Source organism: Hathewaya massiliensis (assembly GCF_902143515.1).
Taxonomy (GTDB): Bacteria; Bacillota; Clostridia; order Clostridiales; family Clostridiaceae; genus Hathewaya; species Hathewaya massiliensis.
On the sequence record NZ_CABFVD010000001.1, the window covers coordinates 359,316 to 376,971 of the forward strand.

The 17,656-nt window shown below is 28.4% G+C and carries 13 protein-coding genes; 3 read left to right on the forward strand and 10 right to left on the reverse strand.

Features of this window, described 5'->3' with window-relative positions; translation table 11 throughout:
* Positions 1 to 15 precede the first annotated feature (15 nt).
* Both FNZ64_RS01755 and FNZ64_RS01760 read left to right on the forward strand, forming a co-directional pair.
* On the forward strand, positions 16 to 1,374 hold the full coding sequence (locus FNZ64_RS01755) for a Mur ligase family protein (protein ID WP_142413163.1): 1,359 nt from the start codon (positions 16 to 18) through the stop codon (positions 1,372 to 1,374).
* Positions 1,375 to 1,394: 20 nt separating this feature from the next.
* On the forward strand, positions 1,395 to 2,132 hold the full coding sequence (locus tag FNZ64_RS01760; RefSeq protein WP_142413164.1) for a type 1 glutamine amidotransferase: 738 nt from the start codon (positions 1,395 to 1,397) through the stop codon (positions 2,130 to 2,132).
* A 120-nt stretch (positions 2,133 to 2,252) separates the two neighbouring features.
* Here FNZ64_RS01760 and FNZ64_RS01765 read toward each other — a convergent pair whose 3' ends face one another.
* From FNZ64_RS01765 to FNZ64_RS01795, 8 genes are all read right to left on the reverse strand, one after another.
* Positions 2,253 to 2,996 carry a polysaccharide deacetylase family protein gene (locus FNZ64_RS01765; protein ID WP_185903646.1) on the reverse strand — a complete coding sequence of 248 codons (744 nt, stop codon included), beginning with the start codon at positions 2,994 to 2,996 and terminating at the stop codon, positions 2,253 to 2,255.
* Positions 2,997 to 3,068: 72 nt separating this feature from the next.
* Positions 3,069 to 4,001 carry an aldose epimerase family protein gene (locus tag FNZ64_RS01770; RefSeq protein ID WP_142413166.1) on the reverse strand — a complete coding sequence of 311 codons (933 nt, stop codon included), beginning with the start codon at positions 3,999 to 4,001 and terminating at the stop codon, positions 3,069 to 3,071.
* 22 nt (positions 4,002 to 4,023) lie between these two features.
* Positions 4,024 to 5,010 (reverse strand): UDP-glucose 4-epimerase GalE, encoded by a 987-nt coding sequence (gene galE, locus FNZ64_RS01775; protein ID WP_142413167.1) that lies wholly within the window; start codon positions 5,008 to 5,010, stop codon positions 4,024 to 4,026.
* Positions 5,011 to 5,436: 426 nt separating this feature from the next.
* Complete coding sequence (clpB, locus tag FNZ64_RS01780; RefSeq protein WP_142413168.1) at positions 5,437 to 8,031, reverse strand: ATP-dependent chaperone ClpB; 2,595 nt, start codon at positions 8,029 to 8,031, stop codon at positions 5,437 to 5,439.
* Positions 8,032 to 8,415: 384 nt separating this feature from the next.
* Entirely contained in the window at positions 8,416 to 9,687 is a 1,272-nt protein-coding gene (locus tag FNZ64_RS01785; protein ID WP_185903647.1) for a helix-turn-helix domain-containing protein, read from the reverse strand.
* Between the two features lie 26 nt (positions 9,688 to 9,713).
* Complete coding sequence (locus FNZ64_RS01790) at positions 9,714 to 11,018, reverse strand: helix-turn-helix domain-containing protein (RefSeq protein ID WP_142413773.1); 1,305 nt, start codon at positions 11,016 to 11,018, stop codon at positions 9,714 to 9,716.
* A gap of 228 nt (positions 11,019 to 11,246) precedes the next feature.
* On the reverse strand, positions 11,247 to 11,423 hold the full coding sequence (locus FNZ64_RS14590) for a hypothetical protein (RefSeq protein ID WP_185903648.1): 177 nt from the start codon (positions 11,421 to 11,423) through the stop codon (positions 11,247 to 11,249).
* Between the two features lie 143 nt (positions 11,424 to 11,566).
* Positions 11,567 to 12,586, reverse strand: coding sequence for a YkvA family protein (locus FNZ64_RS01795; RefSeq protein WP_142413170.1), 1,020 nt, complete (start codon positions 12,584 to 12,586; stop codon positions 11,567 to 11,569).
* Between the two features lie 256 nt (positions 12,587 to 12,842).
* Here FNZ64_RS01795 and FNZ64_RS01800 point away from each other — a divergent pair, with 256 nt between their 5' ends.
* Positions 12,843 to 14,522 carry an ATP-dependent metallopeptidase FtsH/Yme1/Tma family protein gene (locus FNZ64_RS01800; protein ID WP_423244916.1) on the forward strand — a complete coding sequence of 560 codons (1,680 nt, stop codon included), beginning with the start codon at positions 12,843 to 12,845 and terminating at the stop codon, positions 14,520 to 14,522.
* Positions 14,523 to 14,829: 307 nt separating this feature from the next.
* Here the strand turns inward: FNZ64_RS01800 and FNZ64_RS01805 are convergent, their stop codons facing one another.
* Positions 14,830 to 15,813 (reverse strand): rhomboid family intramembrane serine protease, encoded by a 984-nt coding sequence (locus tag FNZ64_RS01805; RefSeq protein ID WP_142413172.1) that lies wholly within the window; start codon positions 15,811 to 15,813, stop codon positions 14,830 to 14,832.
* Between the two features lie 16 nt (positions 15,814 to 15,829).
* Positions 15,830 to 17,635 carry an oligoendopeptidase F gene (pepF, locus tag FNZ64_RS01810; RefSeq protein ID WP_142413173.1) on the reverse strand — a complete coding sequence of 602 codons (1,806 nt, stop codon included), beginning with the start codon at positions 17,633 to 17,635 and terminating at the stop codon, positions 15,830 to 15,832.
* Positions 17,636 to 17,656 lie beyond the last annotated feature (21 nt).

The following is a 17,656-nucleotide window of genomic DNA, read 5'->3' on the forward strand; positions in this document are numbered from 1 at the left end:
ACATAAATAGAGGCGGTGACTAAAATTAATATAAAATCTTTTTTTAGTATAATTTGTTCTAAACTAGTTATTAAATTATGTAAGATTTTTTCTAAGGGTGGAACTAACTTCCCTGGCAAAATAGCTTTAAAATTAGATAGAAATATTTTAAAAACCATAGCAAAAGATTATAAAGTAGTGCTTGTTACAGGAACTAACGGTAAAACCACCACTACTAATATGATATATAGCATAGTAAAGTCTAGTGGTAAAAAAGTTATAACAAATTCCTCTGGTGCAAACCTTTATGCAGGAATTATAACCACCTTTGTATCTAATTTTTCTTTTAAAAAGAATGTAGGAGAAAAATATGCCATTATTGAAGTAGATGAAGCCAATGTAAAATTTATAACAGAACATATTTCTCCTGAAATTATTACCATAACAAATTTATTTAGGGATCAATTAGATAGATATGGTGAGGTTTATACTACCTTAGAAAAAATACTTGAAGGAGTAAAAAAGGTAGAAAACTCTACTTTAATTTTAAATGGAGATGAATCTTTATTAGGTAATTTACCTCTTAAAAATAAGGTTATTTATTATGGCTTCCAAAACTATGATTTAGAAAATAATCAAGTTCATATAAACTCTGACGCTAAGTTTTGTAAGTTTTGCAAAACATCTTATAACTATAACTTTGTGACTTATAACCATTTAGGGGATTATTATTGCCCTAATTGTGGATATAAACATCCCGAATTAAAATATAAAGTGGATAAAGTTTTAGATAAAACACCTTCTAGTTCTTCTGTAATAATTAATGATGAAGAAATTTTAATTAATCAGCCAGGAACTTATAATATTTATAATGGACTATGTGCTTTTGCCATAGGTTCTGAACTTTCTATTGCTGTGGAAAATATTAAATCCTCTCTAGAAAACCAAGAAAGTAGCTTTGGTCGTCAAGAAGAGATAGATATTGAAGGAAAGAAACTTAAAATTATATTAGTTAAAAATCCTGCTGGATATGATGAAGCACTAAACACCATACTCCTAGATAAGAGAAAAATAAACCTATGCTTTATGTTAAATGACAACTATGCAGATGGTAGAGATGTATCCTGGATATGGGATGTAAACTTTGAAAAACTACAAAATTTAAATGTGGATAAAATCTTAATATCTGGTATGAGAAAATATGATATGTCAGTAAGATTAAAGATATCTGGATTTAATGAAGAGGGATTTATTATATGTAATAATGATGAAGAAGTAATAAATAAAATTAAAACTAATGAAGAAGATTTCACTTATGTATTAGCAACTTATACAGCCATGACTGACTTTAGAAAGTTCCTAAATACTAAAGGTTATGCAAAAGAAATTTGGTAGTTTAAAAGGAGACGATTAATATGGAATTAAATATATGTCACCTATATCCAGACCTACTAAATGTATATGGAGACTATGGAAATATTTTAGTTCTTAAATATAGGGCAGAAAAAAGAGGTATTAAAGTTAATATAATAAATTTATCCGTTGATGAAGCTTTTGATGATAAATTATATGATATAGTACTTTTCGGCGGAGGACAGGACTTTGAGCAATCTATAGTTTCTAAAGATATGGTAGAAACTAAAAAAAATAACATACAAAAATACATAGAAGATGGAAAAGTATTTTTAAGCATTTGCGGTGGATATCAGCTTTTAGGAAAATACTACACAACTCCTGAAGGTGAAAAGCTTCCTGGTCTTTCTATATTAGATATATACACAGAATCTGGTGACAATAGATTTATTGGAAACACAGTTATATATAATGAAGAGTTTAAAGAAACTTATGTAGGTTTTGAAAATCATTCAGGAAGAACATATATAGGAGATTTAAAGCCTCTCGGAGAGGTTTTATATGGCTATGGTAATAATGGAGAGGATGGTTACGAAGGATGTATATATAAAAATACCTTCTGTACTTATTTTCATGGTTCCCTACTTTCAAAAAATCCTGAATTAGCAGATAGACTTCTTATGTTAGCTTTAAAGAGCAAATATGAAGAAGTAAACTTATGTCCTCTTAATGACACTTTAGAATTAAATGCAAAAGAATATATAATAAAAACTTATACAAAAGATAAACAGAGTTCATAACATAATTCACAGTAAACTTTAATAATAGAAAACCATGCATAATTGGGGTATAATAAAAAGCCCTTTTATGCATGGTTTTATTCTTAAGAAGTTAATTAATATTCCTTTTGAAACCCTCTCTTATTTATTTAAAATTTTTAATTTTTCTAGTCTAGTTCTTTCTTCCTTTGGTAAATTTTTTAGACTCTTAAAAGTATATCCTTGATCTTTATAATATTTAATAACTTCTTTTAACACTTGCATACTAGTAGTATTATAATATCCATCATGCAAAAGAAGTACTACGCATTCTTTTCCCTTAGTACTCTTTAGTATATTATTTTTAATTTTACCCACAGGTACATTACGCCCTATAGCATCTTCCCCACTAACATTCCAATCAATGTAACTTAGATTTTTATTTTTAACAAAATCCTTAATCTGAGTTTTATTCCCCTTATTACAATTATTATTACTAGAACCACATGGCATTCTAATTATATCTATATAATTTTTACCTATGATTTCATTAAGTGTTTCTATGCACTTTTCTAAGTCCTTACTATAATTCCCCTTAGACTTATATATATAAGAAACCTTATGAGTATAACTATGAGCACCTATAGCCATACCACTTTTATCTAACTCTTTTATTATATTAGGGTATTTTTCTGCATTTTCTCCAATAACAAAAAAAGTAGCAGGTACTTTTTCTTCTTTTAAAATCTCCAGTACTTTTAAAGTGTTATTAGGAGAGGGACCATCATCAAAAGTAAGATAAATCACTTTTTCCCCCTCTCCCTTAACAGTATATATATTAAAGGTAACTAAGGACAAAATAAATACAATAAGTAATGAAACTTTCGTAAATCCACTTTTTCTCACAGTTTTCATCTCCTTAAAAGCTTTTAACTTTAGGATATGCACTGCAATACTTTTAATACACTTTTTTATATACTATTTTAAGAATATATTTACAGTAAATTCTAAGGACTCTCCACTTTTTAAAGTAAAAACTTTATTTTTTCTCTCTGCTATATCTATACTATCATAATATCCATTAGTAGGTTCTAGTGCACAGTTATAGTCACCTCTAAATCCACCTTCTGTAACCCAAAAACCTAAATAAGGAAGTATTTCTCTATCATATTTTAAAGTATAAGTTAAATCCTTATTTTTATAATAAATAGAACATTCACCCTCATTAACCTTGCCATTTACATAGTATTTTTCCGTGTGATTACTATTTTGACTTAATACTCTTCCTAGGTTATATTCTTCATTTTTTAAAGTCTTAGTCATAGGATACTTGTGGATTACATCTACTTCTCCAAGCTTAGAACTTTTTTGAACATTTACAACTTCAGTAGTGCCTTTTGGAAATATAATTTCCATATCTCCGCTACAATTAACCAAATAATGAGCTGCCCAAATACACGGGAAATCAAAATCCCCAAGGTTTTTAATTAAATAATCTATTTTTATTCCACACTCTTCTATGGTGATTTTTTTTGAATAGGTATAAGGTAGTATAGAACTTTTAAAACTTAAAGTAAGAGTATTGTCTTTTATCTCATCAACATTAAATTCTGAAGTCCATACTTCTCCATGATCCGGATACTTAACCTTTTTCCCATTCACTTCTACTTCTCCATAGTCTATAGTTGGAAATGCATCATCAAATCCAGCTGCATCATACTTTGAAAAATCATCATAAAGTTCTGGTTTTTTATAACTGTCATCCTTATTTTGAAATAAAAGTTCAAATTCCTTTTCCTTATGATAAATAGAAGCTATTTTCCCACCTATGGAAGGAATTATTTTAACCTTAAGAATATTATTTTCAAACTCTAAAGCATTAATACCTTTAAAAATAATTTCTTTAAACATATCCCCACTCCAATATTTTATATTATTTTTTATAGCCGTCTAAATGATTTAAGTGCCAGTTCCATGCTGTTTCAATAATTTTTTCTAAAGAATTATATCTACAATTCCATCCTAATTCTTTAGTCGCTCTTTCTGAAGATGCAATTAAAGTTCCAGGATCACCAGCTCTTCTATCGCCCATTTCTACTTTAAATTCTTTTCCTGTTACTTTTTTTACAGTTTCTATAACCTCTTTAACTGAGAACCCTTTTCCATTTCCTAAATTATATATAGCACTTTCTTCTCCTCTCATTAATCTCTCTAAAGCTAGAAGATGTGCATTAGCAAGGTCTGTAACATGTATATAATCTCTAACACAAGTTCCATCTGGTGTATTATAGTCATCGCCAAAAATAAATACTTTTTCTCTCTTACCTAAAGCAGCTTGAATTATTATAGGAATTAAATGAGTTTCTGGATTATGATCCTCACCTATTTTTCCGCTTATATGAGCTCCTGCAGCATTAAAATATCTAAGAGCTGTATATTTTATACCATAAGCATTATCACACCATTTTAAAATTTTCTCTACTGCTAATTTAGATTCTCCATAAGGATTAGTTGGAAAAGTTTTATCCTTTTCTAATATTGGAATATTTTCAGGTTCTCCATAAGTTGCTGCTGTAGATGAAAATATTATATATTTAACATTATAATCTCTCATAGCTTCTAATAAACATATGGTACCATATACGTTGTTATTGAAATATTTTAAAGGCTCTACCACACTCTCTCCAACTAAGGATTCTGCAGCAAAATCAATAACCGCATCAATTTTATTTTCAACAAATACCTTGTCCAAAACTTTTCTATCTCTTATATCACCTTCATATATTTTGCCACCTAAAATAGCATCCCTATGTCCCTTTTGAAAATTATCTAATACTATAACTTCATGACCCTTTTCCAGCAGTTCCGCCACCATATGACTTCCAATATATCCAGCACCACCACAAACTAAAACTTTCATTACTTTCCCTCCTTAATAGAAAACCTTTTCTATGATTATATTTAATAAACAAAACATAATTTCGCTACCTTCATATGTAATTTTTAATTAAATTGATTATATCACATTATAACTTATATGTTAACATTTTTCGTAACAAATCAAAGAGAAATATCCTAAACTATTCACTTTTTACTATTAGTTATTTACTAAAAAACACCTTAGCAATTAAAGAAAATTACTATGTAATTTTCTTATAAAGTGAATAGTTAGGAATAACTTTGCTAAAGGAATTTTCCATAGTCCTACTATCTTTAACTAATTAAGTAAAATTAAATTTTTTCATAGCAAAGCGAAGAAAAATATCCATAACTATTCACTGTTACCTATTACTTATTCAATGTTAACTGTTAATAATTACTTATTCACTAAAAAACTGTTCCGCAATTAATATTTAATCCTAAATTCTTCCCCATCTATATCAAATTCTATATTCATGCCATCTTCTATATTTCCTTTTATAATTTCCTTTGCAAGATGAGTTTCTATATGATTTTCTATATATCTTTTTAAAGGTCTTGCCCCATATATTGGGTCATAAGCTTCTTTAGCTATAAATTCTTTAGCTCTTTCTGTTATATGAAGCTCTATATTCTTTTCCTTTAATCTATTTTTTGTATCTTCTAAGAATATTTCTATAACTTTTTCTATATCTTTCAATTCTAATGGTTTAAATACTATGGTATCATCTAGCCTATTTAAAAATTCCGGCTTAAACCTAAGCTTTAGTTCATTCATTACTTCTTCTCTTACATTTTCATCTATTTTTCCATCATTAATATTATCTAAAAGATAGGCACTTCCTATATTTGAAGTCATAATAATTATGGTATTTTTAAAGTCAACTACTTGACCTTTATTGTCTGTAAGCCTACCATCATCTAATATTTGAAGGAAGATATTAAATACATCTTCATGTGCTTTTTCAATTTCGTCAAATAAAATAACACTATATGGATTCCTTCTAACAGCCTCTGTAAGCTGCCCTCCCTCTTCATATCCTACATATCCTGGAGGAGCTCCTATAAGTCTTGACACTGCATATTTTTCCATATACTCTGACATATCTATTCTAATAATATTTTCTTCAGTATCAAATAGGTTTTTTGCTAAACTTTTAGCCAGTTGAGTTTTTCCAACTCCTGTAGGTCCTAAGAATATAAAGGAGCCAATTGGCCTTCTTGGGTCTTTAAGTCCAGAACGTGCTCTTATTACTGCATTAGCAACTGCCTCTACTGCTTCTTCTTGACCTATTACTCTTTTTCTTAACTCTTCTTCTAGTCTTAATAATTTTCTTCTTTCACCTTCTACTAAACTAGTTACAGGAATTCCAGTCCATTTAGATACTATATCTGAGATTTCTCTCTCTGTAACCTCTTGTTTTAAAAGTGAACCTTTGCCCTGTTTTAAAAGCTCATCCTTTTCTTTTAATTGTTTTTCAAGTTCTGGTATAACTCCATATTTTATTTCTGCAACTCTATTTAGGTCATATTCTCTTTCAGCCTTTTCAAGTTCTACTTTTCTTTCATCAATTTTTTCTTTTAATTCTTTAACTTCTTTTATTTGTGCCTTTTCTCTTTCATATCTTGCAGTATATTCCTTATCAATTTCTTCAAGATTGCTAAGCTCTTTTTCTACCTCTTTTAATCTCTCTTTAGAAATTTCATCTATTTCTTTTGAAAGCGCTTCTCTCTCAATTTTAAAATTAAATATCTTTCTTCTTATATCGTCCATTTCTGTAGGAAGGCTATCAATTTCTGTTCTTATCATAGCACAGGCTTCATCTATTAAATCTATAGCCTTATCCGGTAGAAATCTATTATTTATATATCTTTGAGAAAGTTTAGCTGAGGCAACAATAGCATTATCATGTATTCTTATGCCATGATATATCTCAAATTTTTCCTTAAGACCCCTTAATATGGTTATACATTCTTCCACAGAAGGCTCATTTACTGAAACTTGCTGGAATCTTCTCTCTAGTGCCTTATCTTTTTCTATATACTTTCTATATTCATCAAAAGTAGTAGCTCCTATGCAATGTAACTCTCCTCTTGCAAGCATTGGTTTAATTAAATTTCCTGCATCCATAGCCCCTTCTGTCTTTCCTGCTCCAACTATGGTGTGAATTTCATCAATAAATAAAATTATTTTTCCTTCACTAGAACTAACTTCTTTTAAAACTGCCTTAAGTCTTTCTTCAAATTCTCCTCTATATTTTGCTCCTGCAATTAAAGCTCCCATATCTAAGGAAAATACTATTTTATCCCTTAACCCTTCTGGAACATCCCCTCTAACTATTCTCTCTGCTAAGCCCTCTACTATAGCTGTCTTACCAACTCCAGGTTCTCCAAGAAGTACAGGATTATTTTTAGTTCTTCTGGATAGTATTCTAACAACTCGTCTTATTTCATCATCTCTTCCTATTACAGGATTAAGCTTATGTTTTTTTGCATCTTCAATTAAATTTCTTCCATACTTAGATAGAGCATCATAAGTTCCTTCAGGATCTTGTGTATCTACTGTTTGATTTCCCCTAACCTCCATTAAGGTTTTTAGAAAACCATCCTTACTTATTCCAAATCTTCTTAGAATACTACCTATAGCACCCCTATCCTCTAAATCCATCATAGATAAAATTAAATGTTCAACACTTATATAACTATCCTTAAATCTTTTAGATATATCTTCAGCTTTAACAAAAATCTCTTCAAATCTTCTTGTCGGATAAACCCCAGAAGTTCTAGCCCCCTCTCCTAAAACCTTAGGCATTTTTTCTAATTCCTTATGGGTTTCCTCTCTTAATTTCTTTATATTAACCCCCATTTTAGAAAAAATATTAGGTATAAGTGATTCATCTTCAGAAATTAAAGCCATAAAAAGATGAATAGAATCTAGCTGTTGATGATTATATTTTACCGCTATACCATGAGCTTCATTAATAGACTTTTGAACTTTAATAGTAAGTTTTTCAATATCCATTTTTCTCTCTCCTTTCTATTTACTTTCTTTCTTTAATCACTTTAGTATATATTTTACCTATTTGCCACACAACTATCCACTCTAATACTCCCATTGACTCTGTGAAATAATTTCTACCAAATGGAAGTTTGTGACTCTCTACCTGACTTCAAATTGGGTAGCTATGCCCTAGATACTATTTCCAAACTTCAAGGAGAACTTTACTCCCACTGAAGCTTAAAACTCTGTTTATATTTATTATAATACTTTTACATTTAAAATTTAATATAAAAATATAAACACCCCACTAATAATCACAGCAGGATGTTTATCTTCATTTATCTATTCCCTATTACTTATCATTCTTAACTATTAACTGTCCACTCTTAACCATTAACTATCACATCATATGTACGTTTCCATTTTTATAGCAAGATTAAAATACTTTAAAGCTTCTGTAGTATTTTTTATTTTATAATACATTTCTCCCATTTGTAAATATCTTTTATATATTTGAGCCTTTGTCCCAAACTTAACCAAAGTATCTAATGACAGATTCATATACATTTCAGCTGAGTAATGACTCTGTTGTTTCATGCATATAGTAGCTTTATTATAATATGCTCTCTCTATGAGAACCACATCATTTAGTTCTATAGCTATATTTAGGGCTTCATCTCCTACTTCTTCTGCTCTTTTTAAAAATTCACCTTTTATTAAAGTTTCCGTTACTATAATTAAATATTCTATAAACTTTGATTTTTGTTCCTTAGGGCATGTAGCTAGTCCTTTTTCAATATACTCTAGTGCTTCTGCTCTAAGTCCTATTTCTAACATTGTACTTGCATATTCATTTAAGGCTTTTGATTTTTCAAAATAATTATTTTTATAAAATTTAAAAGATTTCTTTTCATATTTAGTAAAATTAGGGTCACTCATTCTTAAACATAAAAATGCCATCATATTATAAGATTTAGCTTTTATTAAATCATCTTCAATAAGATCTATGTATTCATTAACTTGTTTTGAAAGCTCATATGCTTTACTATATTTCTGTTCCTTTATATAGCAGTAAGTTTCTTTAGATATAATATTTACTATAGTTTCATAATACTCTTCATTGTCTTCTTTTTCTTTAAGAAGAGAATGCTTAACATTATTATAATAGTTAGCAGCTTGAAGATATTCTCCTGTTGCATATAAATAATTTGCAATATCTGTATAGTACATTTGGTGATGCTTATCACTATATACCTTTTCATAAACATTATAATATCTACACTGAATATCTTCTAAGGATTTAATATCTTCTTTCATTAAATAATACTCAAAAAGTAAATGTATAAGCTTCATAGAAATATCGTAATGATTATACTCTTCAGCATATTCTAAGTTATATATTAAATTATTTTCATAGTCATTTTTTTCTTTTGGCATTTTTTCTATTAATTTTAGGTTTTCTAAAAGATGATCTTCTACATCTTTTTTCAAATACTCATATTCAATTTCTAACTTCTTACTTATAAATTCTAATATCCAAGGTTCTGCTTTAATCTTATTATTTTCTATACAACTCATCTTAGATACAGATACCTTATCTTCACATAATTCTTTTAACGTTAAGCCTTTATATACGCGGGCTTTTTTAATCTTTTCCCCTGTTGATAATATTTCCATACTAAACCTCACCCATTCAAGTAGCATTATAGATAACTAATAATTCCTAGCTCTTTAAATATATCAACTCCGTCATTTAAATACTTAGCTGCTGAAACTTCATCTCCTTTATCCATGTAGAATTTTCCAATCATCATGGATATCTCTGCTGACTCTTTTAAATAATTCATACTTTTTGCAAAATTTAAAGCAATTATTAGAGTGTTTTCCGCTTCGATAAAGTTTTCTTCTTGCATATCAATTCTAAACTTTAAGAGATAGTATTGAACAAGGGCTCTCTTATTTCCGTTTTGAACCTCTGACATTATCTCTTCTAAAATTTCTTTTGATCTTTTTATATCCTTTAATTTAATATAATTTTGGCACATAGTTATTAAAGTATCTATTAATTTAGGATCTTTATTATTATTTCTAAGTATTTTAGCTCTCTCTAAATGTATAAATGCCTCATCAACATTACCAAAATCAGAAAATAATTTTCCTAAATTATTTTCAATTGATGATATATTTTTAACATCATGCATTTCTTTAAATATACTTAAAGCCTTTTTAGAATATTTTATTGCACTTTCCATATCATCTTTTTTAGAGTATTGTTCTGAAAGTAATAATAGAGATTTTGCATATTCTTTCTTATCATTTAATTGTTTAAACTTTTCTTGAGCTATGTATGAATACTTTATAGATTTATCTATCTGTTCTAATTTAAAGAAAGTATAAGCTATATAATAATAAATTTGTCCTATTAAGAAGTCATTACCTACATTGTTATCTAAAAAGACCTTTTCAGCCTGCTGAAAGTACGTGCTTGATGAATGATATGCCTTTAATTCTAAGGTTATAATACCCAAATTTAAAAATGTATTAATTACTTCCTCATGTCTATTATGTTTAATAAATATTACATTTGCAGAAAGAAATAATTGTTGTGCCAAAGCCATTTCAGATTTTAGCATATGAATTTTTCCTCTTAAAAATAGGGTTCTGCCCCTAGTATACTCTAAATTATACTTTTCAGCGTAATAGAGAGCCCTTTCTATATATTGTTCACTTTTAATTAAGTCCTCTTCCAACATATGGGCTTCTGCTATGTTTTCAAAGAAGGTACAAATTTTTTCAGCCTGACTTTCTTCTGATTCCATTAAATACTCCACCGTAGTATTTAATGACTGAGCTAAGTACTCTAATAAATCCATACTCGGATTGGATTTTCCAGACTCTACCAAACTTATTTGCCCTGGTGTTATTCTGTCCCCTGCCAAATCTTTAAGTGTCATATTAAGTTCTTTTCTTTTTCTTTTAATCTTTTCTCCTAAAGACAAAATTTCCATGTCCATATGTCCACTCTTCCTTTTCATGGTATTAAAATCTTTAATAAAATTTAAATTTTTTTATAAAATATTAATCTTATTATAGCATAAATTTATATATTACTGCAAAATTATATAAAAAATTTTCTGTATTTTATATAAAAACAGCTTATATTTAAATTAAATTAAATATAAGCTGTGCAATGATTATTCACTGTAATTTTTAAGATATTTTTTGAATTTAAATATTTATCTCATCATACCCATTACAGAATTGAACATATCACCTGTTGTACTTGTAATATTTCTAGCTGCTCTTCTCATTTTTCTCTTTGTTCTTCTATCCATTGATGGATTCATCATCATTGCAGCTGCCATACCCATTAAAGCACCAGTAGTCATGCCTCTAATAAACTTTGTACCCATTTCTACACACCCTTTCTAAAAATCATTTCATTTATAGAATGTGTATTTTTTTTAAAATTAAACATATAAATTTTTATATTTTTGCTCTGTTAGAGATTTTTGTTGATATTATGGTTACGTAATCACATAATAAAGAGTTTTATTTATATACTTTTAAATCCTGAATCAATAAAAGAAAATATCTTATTAACATTTTCTCCACCAACCATAGGGTTTATAAAAGATATTCCTTCTTTTATAATTAAAATTACATTTTCTTCCCCTTCCCAATTTTGGATTACAACTTCCTCTGGAATAGAATTTATAATTTTGTCTAAACTAAAAAAAACTAAGGCAAGTTCATCTATCTTACCTACAAAAGGAATCTTATCTGGTATAATATCTATTGGCATAACAATATACCCCATAACACCACCTAATATTATCTTTTCCTTTTTAGGCACTCTAGGATCCTTAAATAACCTATACAATAATGCTATTAAATCTGGTAGAACTAAGGCACATTTAACTATATCTTTATAATCTTCTTGTGTTTTCATCTCTATATTATTTCTTACAGCTGAATACATATCTTCTACTTTATTATCCTTATTTAGCTTCTTTGTAAAATCCTCTTGAACTTTTACCTTTTTAGGATTTAGTTCCCATACATTTTGTATCTTTTCATTCTTTTTCATAGCTTCTTCAAAGTTTAAATATTTTTTATTTAAATCTATATTAATTTCTTTTGCCTTTACCAATAGCTTGTCCTTTTCTATTCTAACTTCATCTAAGATTAAAGATACATAGGGAACTATAGTAAATAAAGTATTTAACTCTAAACAGACTTCCCCCTTGTGACTTATAATTCCTATAACCATAAAATCCTTTAATAATTTTTTAAGAGCAAAGTTTTTTATAAAAGAAAAGATACCAAGTTTTGCTATAGAGATTTTATTTATTTTTAATTTAAGAAAATTATCCTTTAAATACATAAAACTTAATTTTATACTAAAAGGAATTCTTATTTTAAACTTATATGTACCCTTTATATTTATAAGGCCTTCTTCATAATTAACTTTACTTATTTCTAAGCCTTTTACATTTCCATAAGTTATTACATCTTTTAAAATACTAAGTAAATCTTCTTCATTTAAAAGAACCTCTGCATTAGATATATTCAAGTTCTCCACCTCTTGTAATCATACTTTACATTCTAGTATACACTATAAGCTTAGGATATTAAATATAATTTATGCAAAAATTACATACCCATATTTTATGATTTTTATTAGACATATTTTTTAAAACTCTTTATAATCGTACACAGATGTTAAATTAAAATAAAATAAAATGTAGGTGATATAAGTGAAATTAAAAAACAACATTAACAAGCTTTCTTTAATTGCCACTTTAATTTCCCTTTTACTCTTCTTTTCTGTGAAAATTTTTTATATAGGAAATATGCAAAAAAACTATACTGAATTTTTACAAGATCTTAATTCTAAAAAAATTACTGCTGTATATTTAGATGATGCCTCTACCATAAGGGTAAAATTAATAAATGGACAAATATACGAAACTGATAACCCTAGAAAAGAAAACTTTAAAGCAGAACTTTTAAATAAAAATATAAAGGTTTATGAAAATTCCTTTATGTCAATTCCTGAATTAATTCCTGCTGTTGCCTTATTCCTATCAGCATCTACTTTTATCTTTGTATCTCTTAAAAATTCTAAGCTAAAATCAAAAGGTAGTTTTTCTTTCTCTAGCTTAAACGTAGAAGCTATTGAAAATTGTAGTTACAACTTCTCTATTGTAGCTGGAAATGATGAAGCAAAGCATAGCGTAGAAGATATGGTTGATTTTCTTAAAAACCCTGATAAATATAGTGCTTACGGTGCTAGAATGCCTAAGGGTATTATTTTTTACGGGGAACCGGGAACTGGTAAAACCCTTCTTGCAAAAGCTATTGCTGGGGAAGCCAATGTACCTTTTTATGCTGTATCTGGTTCTGACTTCGTACAAATGTATGTAGGTGTTGGTGCTGGACGTATAAGAGATTTATTCAAAAAGGCTAAAAAACATGGAAAAGCCGTTATTTTCATTGATGAAATAGACGCAATTGGTAAGAAAAGAGATAATGGTTCTGGTAGCGGAAGTTCTGATGAAAAAGACCAAACTTTAAATGCCCTACTTACTGAAATGTCAGGATTTAATGAAAAAGAGGGTATAATTGTTATAGCCGCAACAAATAGGTTAGACATGCTAGACCCAGCCCTTTTAAGACCTGGTAGATTTGATAGACACATTGAAGTTACCTTGCCAGATCTTATTGCAAGAGAAAAGATAATTGAGCTTTATCTTAAAAATAAACCTACTAAAAATATTGATGTTAAGCAGTGGGCTAAGAAAACTTCTTACTTTTCTGGGGCTAAATTAGAAAGTCTTATAAATGAAGCTGCTATTATAGCTTGTAAGGAAGATAAAAGCTATATAGATAACAGTGTTTTAGATAAGGCTTATTCTATTGTTCTTACCGGTCATGAAAAATTTAATAGAGATTATATAAAGGATGAAGATAAAGAGATAACAGCTGTGCATGAAAGTGGACATGCATTAGTAAATAGCTTAATAATGCCAGAGGAAAAAGTTTCAAAGGTTACAATAATCCCAAGTACTAAGGGCGCTGGTGGTTACACTTTAAGCATTCCTGAAGACCGTCTATTTAGAAATAAATCCTATCTAGAAAATAGGATAATGATACTACTGGCTGGTAGAGCTGCAGAAGAAATTTATTTTGGAGAAAAGAATATAACCACAGGAGCATATAATGATATGCAAAAATCCACAGATTTAGTTTTTAATATGATTAGTAGATATGGAATGGGGACAAGTTTAGGTCTCCTTAATATAGATGAACTAAAAAAACATGGAATAAACAACCCATCCATGGTGTTAGATGAATGTAAAACCACTATAGAAAACTTATATGAGGACACTAAAAAGCTAATTTTAGAGAATAAATCTATCTTAGATATTATGAAGGATACCCTACTTCAAAAAGAAACCTTATATGAAAATGATATAGACTGCATATTAAATTCTAAAGCTAGTTAATGTAAATTCCTTAGTGCAACACCCCCTTTTATTTAAACATTAGGCTTTGTTAGACAATTTTGTTCATATGATGGTTACGCAATTACCTATGAACAAGTTTTAGAATTTCTTTATTTCTGTAGTAAATATTACGTTAAAAAGTTTTAATGTTTGAGCAAAGCGAGTTTTAAAACTTTAGTAATATTTATGGAAGAAATATTAGAAATTCTTAAGGCAGTGAATCAGTAATGAAGTAACTCTCATATAAACATTTTATTCTAACAAAGCTTATATATAATCTAAAGATATGCTTTTCTTAATTTTTATTTTAAGCTTCTGCATATAATATAAAACCAACAATCATACCTGATAATAGTCCTATACCATGAGCAAAGTTATCTATATTAGGCAGTGTGATCCCAATAAAAATGTTTATTGCAATTACTGTTATTATATTATATAAAAGCCCTTTTCCTATTTTACTTCTCACCTTATATGCAAATACAAGCACTGCACCAAGTAATCCAAAAATAGCTCCAGAGGCACCTATGGATATTCCTTTCAATGTAAAGGAACTTATAATAGAGGCAGTTACTCCTGAAATTAAATATATTTTAAAAAAGTTCTTTCTTCCATATACCCCTTCAACCAAAGAACCCATAGAATACAATGCATACATATTAAAAAATAAATGAGCCATTCCCCCATGTAAGAACATACTAGTTATAAATCTATAAACTTCCCCATTTAAAAGAGAAATATTAACATTAGATCCTAGTTTATATAGGACCTGTGAATCTATATCAATAAATCCTTCCCCTAATTTTAAATTACAGTAAATGGAAATTAAAAAATAAATTACATTAGCTATAATTAAAGAAATAGCGCATAAATTTTCCTTAAGTATTTCTTTTTTCTTTTCCTTACTTCTTGCAACTATATAAAAGCCTTCTTTTATATGGGTTATATTTTCTTCCTTAAAATCCCCTATAATCTTAAAACTATTTTCTTCAAAGTTTAAAACCATAGTGTTTTGAAATAATTGTAAATTATTTTTTTCTTCTTCAATTAAAATATTGAAAATATTGATATAGTTATTAGTATTTCTTGTGTTAGCTAAAATAATATTCTCATACATAGAGGCATAGACATAAGTTTCTGGATTTAAAATTACAAAATAATCTTCAACACCAGAATTAATATAAGAAAGGCACCAAGTGTTTGGTACCCTTCCTTCACCTTTTATCTCTATGACCCTATACCCTCTTTCCCTTATTAAAAAATCTATAAAGGTTTTAGTATTCTTAGTCATATTTTATTAAATTCTCCTACTCATTAATTAATTTTTCTAGCATATTAAGCCTTTCAGCAAATATATCCATAGTATCTTGAAGAGGTTTTGAAGAAGTCATATCAACTCCTGCCTTCTTTAATAATTCTATAGAGTAATCAGAGCAACCACTCTTTAAGAAGTTCATATATCTTTCTCTTGCTTCCTCTCCCTCTTCTAATATAGCTTTGCTAAAGGAGTTTGCAGCTGCAAATCCTGTAACGTATTGATAAGTATAGTAGTCTGTATAGTATTGAGGAATTCTTGCCCATTCCATACCTATTTCTTCATCAACTACTATAGCATCTCCATAATACTTTTTATTTAATTCAACATACATTTTGCATAAATCATCCGCTGAAAGTATATTTCCTTTTTCAATTTCCTCATGTACTCTAAGTTCAAATTCTGCAAAAAGTGCTTGTCTAAATACAACTACTCTCATTTGTTCTAATTGAGCTGCTATATAGAACATTTTTTTAAGCTTATCATTTTCATTATCTATTAAATAGCTAATAAGAAGTGATTCATTAGTTGTAGATGCCACCTCTGCACAGAAATAACTATAACTTGAATAAATATATGGTTGATTTTTGTTAGAATAATGAGAATGAATTGAGTGACCCATTTCATGCGCTAACATTGAAACATCATTATAATGGTTTGCATAGTTTATGTGTACATAAGCTGGTATATCATAAGTTCCCCAAGAGTAAGCTCCACCTTTTTTACCCTTATTTTCATAAACGTCTACCCATCTAGTTTCTATACCATTATTAAATACACTTAAATATTCTTCTCCTAAGGGCTTTAATCCTTTTCTAACTAATTCTACCCCTTCTTCATATGGAGTATAGTCCTCTATTTCTTCAATTATAGGCATATAAATATCGTACATATGCATTTCATCTAAATTTAATAATCTCTTCTTTAATGCTATATATTTATGAAGATGTTCTAAATTCTTATTTATAGTATCTATTGTTGTATAGTATACAGATGTAGGAATGTTGTCAGGCTTTAAGGCATATTCTAAAGAATCCTTATAATTCTTTATCTTAGCCATATCAGCAAAGCTTTTCATAGATGATGTCATTAAATTTGCAAAAGTACTTTTAAACTGTGCATAAGTTCCAAAAGCTCCTTTAAAAGCATCTTTTCTTACCCTTCTATCTTTGTGTTTTAACATTCCAGTAAAGTTACTATCACTTAATTTAATTTCATTGCCATTTTCATCTTTTATACTTGGAAATTCCATATCTGAACTTGTTAACATTCCAAAGGTATTTACTGGCACACCAAAGGAATCAGATATGTTTGCTATTAACTCTTCTTTTTCCTTATCTAAGGTATGAGGTTTTGCAGCTAATACAGTTTCCAAATGGAATTTATACATTTGAAGCCCTGGTATTCTCTCTACTTCTTTATCTAAAACTTCCTTATCTATAGATAATAGCTCTGGAACTATAAATGCTCTAATTCCAGCTAATTCTGTCATATAAGAATCCATCTTTTTCTTTATTATCTGTGACTCTGCAACTGTTGTATCTTCATCATATCTTAATGAAGCAAATACAAATAATTTATCTGCAAGTCTGCATACCTCTTCATCCTTTTTAAAAAATTCTAAAAGGTCTTCACCTTTATGTAATTTTCCTTGGTATTCTTTTAATTTAATACCTTCTGCTTTTACTTTTGCATAGTCATTTTGAAATTCCTCTAAAGAACTATATATATTTTCTATAGCCCACTTATATTTTTTCTCAATTTCTTCTCTTGTTTTGATTTTTAAATTTTCACTCATCACAAATCCCCCTTTAAAAAT

Bases quoted from the DNA above. Each gene is read 5' to 3' on its own strand.
- FNZ64_RS01760 (WP_142413164.1), top strand. From the start codon at position 1,395: ATGGAATTAAATATATGTCACCTATATCCAGACCTACTAAATGTATAT.
- FNZ64_RS01770 (WP_142413166.1), bottom strand. From the start codon at position 4,001: ATGTTTAAAGAAATTATTTTTAAAGGTATTAATGCTTTAGAGTTTGAA.
- galE (WP_142413167.1), bottom strand. From the start codon at position 5,010: ATGAAAGTTTTAGTTTGTGGTGGTGCTGGATATATTGGAAGTCATATG.
- clpB (WP_142413168.1), bottom strand. From the start codon at position 8,031: ATGGATATTGAAAAACTTACTATTAAAGTTCAAAAGTCTATTAATGAA.
- FNZ64_RS01785 (WP_185903647.1), bottom strand. From the start codon at position 9,687: ATGGAAATATTATCAACAGGGGAAAAGATTAAAAAAGCCCGCGTATAT.
- FNZ64_RS01790 (WP_142413773.1), bottom strand. From the start codon at position 11,018: ATGGAAATTTTGTCTTTAGGAGAAAAGATTAAAAGAAAAAGAAAAGAA.
- FNZ64_RS14590 (WP_185903648.1), bottom strand. From the start codon at position 11,423: ATGGGTACAAAGTTTATTAGAGGCATGACTACTGGTGCTTTAATGGGT.
- FNZ64_RS01805 (WP_142413172.1), bottom strand. From the start codon at position 15,813: ATGACTAAGAATACTAAAACCTTTATAGATTTTTTAATAAGGGAAAGA.
- pepF (WP_142413173.1), bottom strand. From the start codon at position 17,635: ATGAGTGAAAATTTAAAAATCAAAACAAGAGAAGAAATTGAGAAAAAA.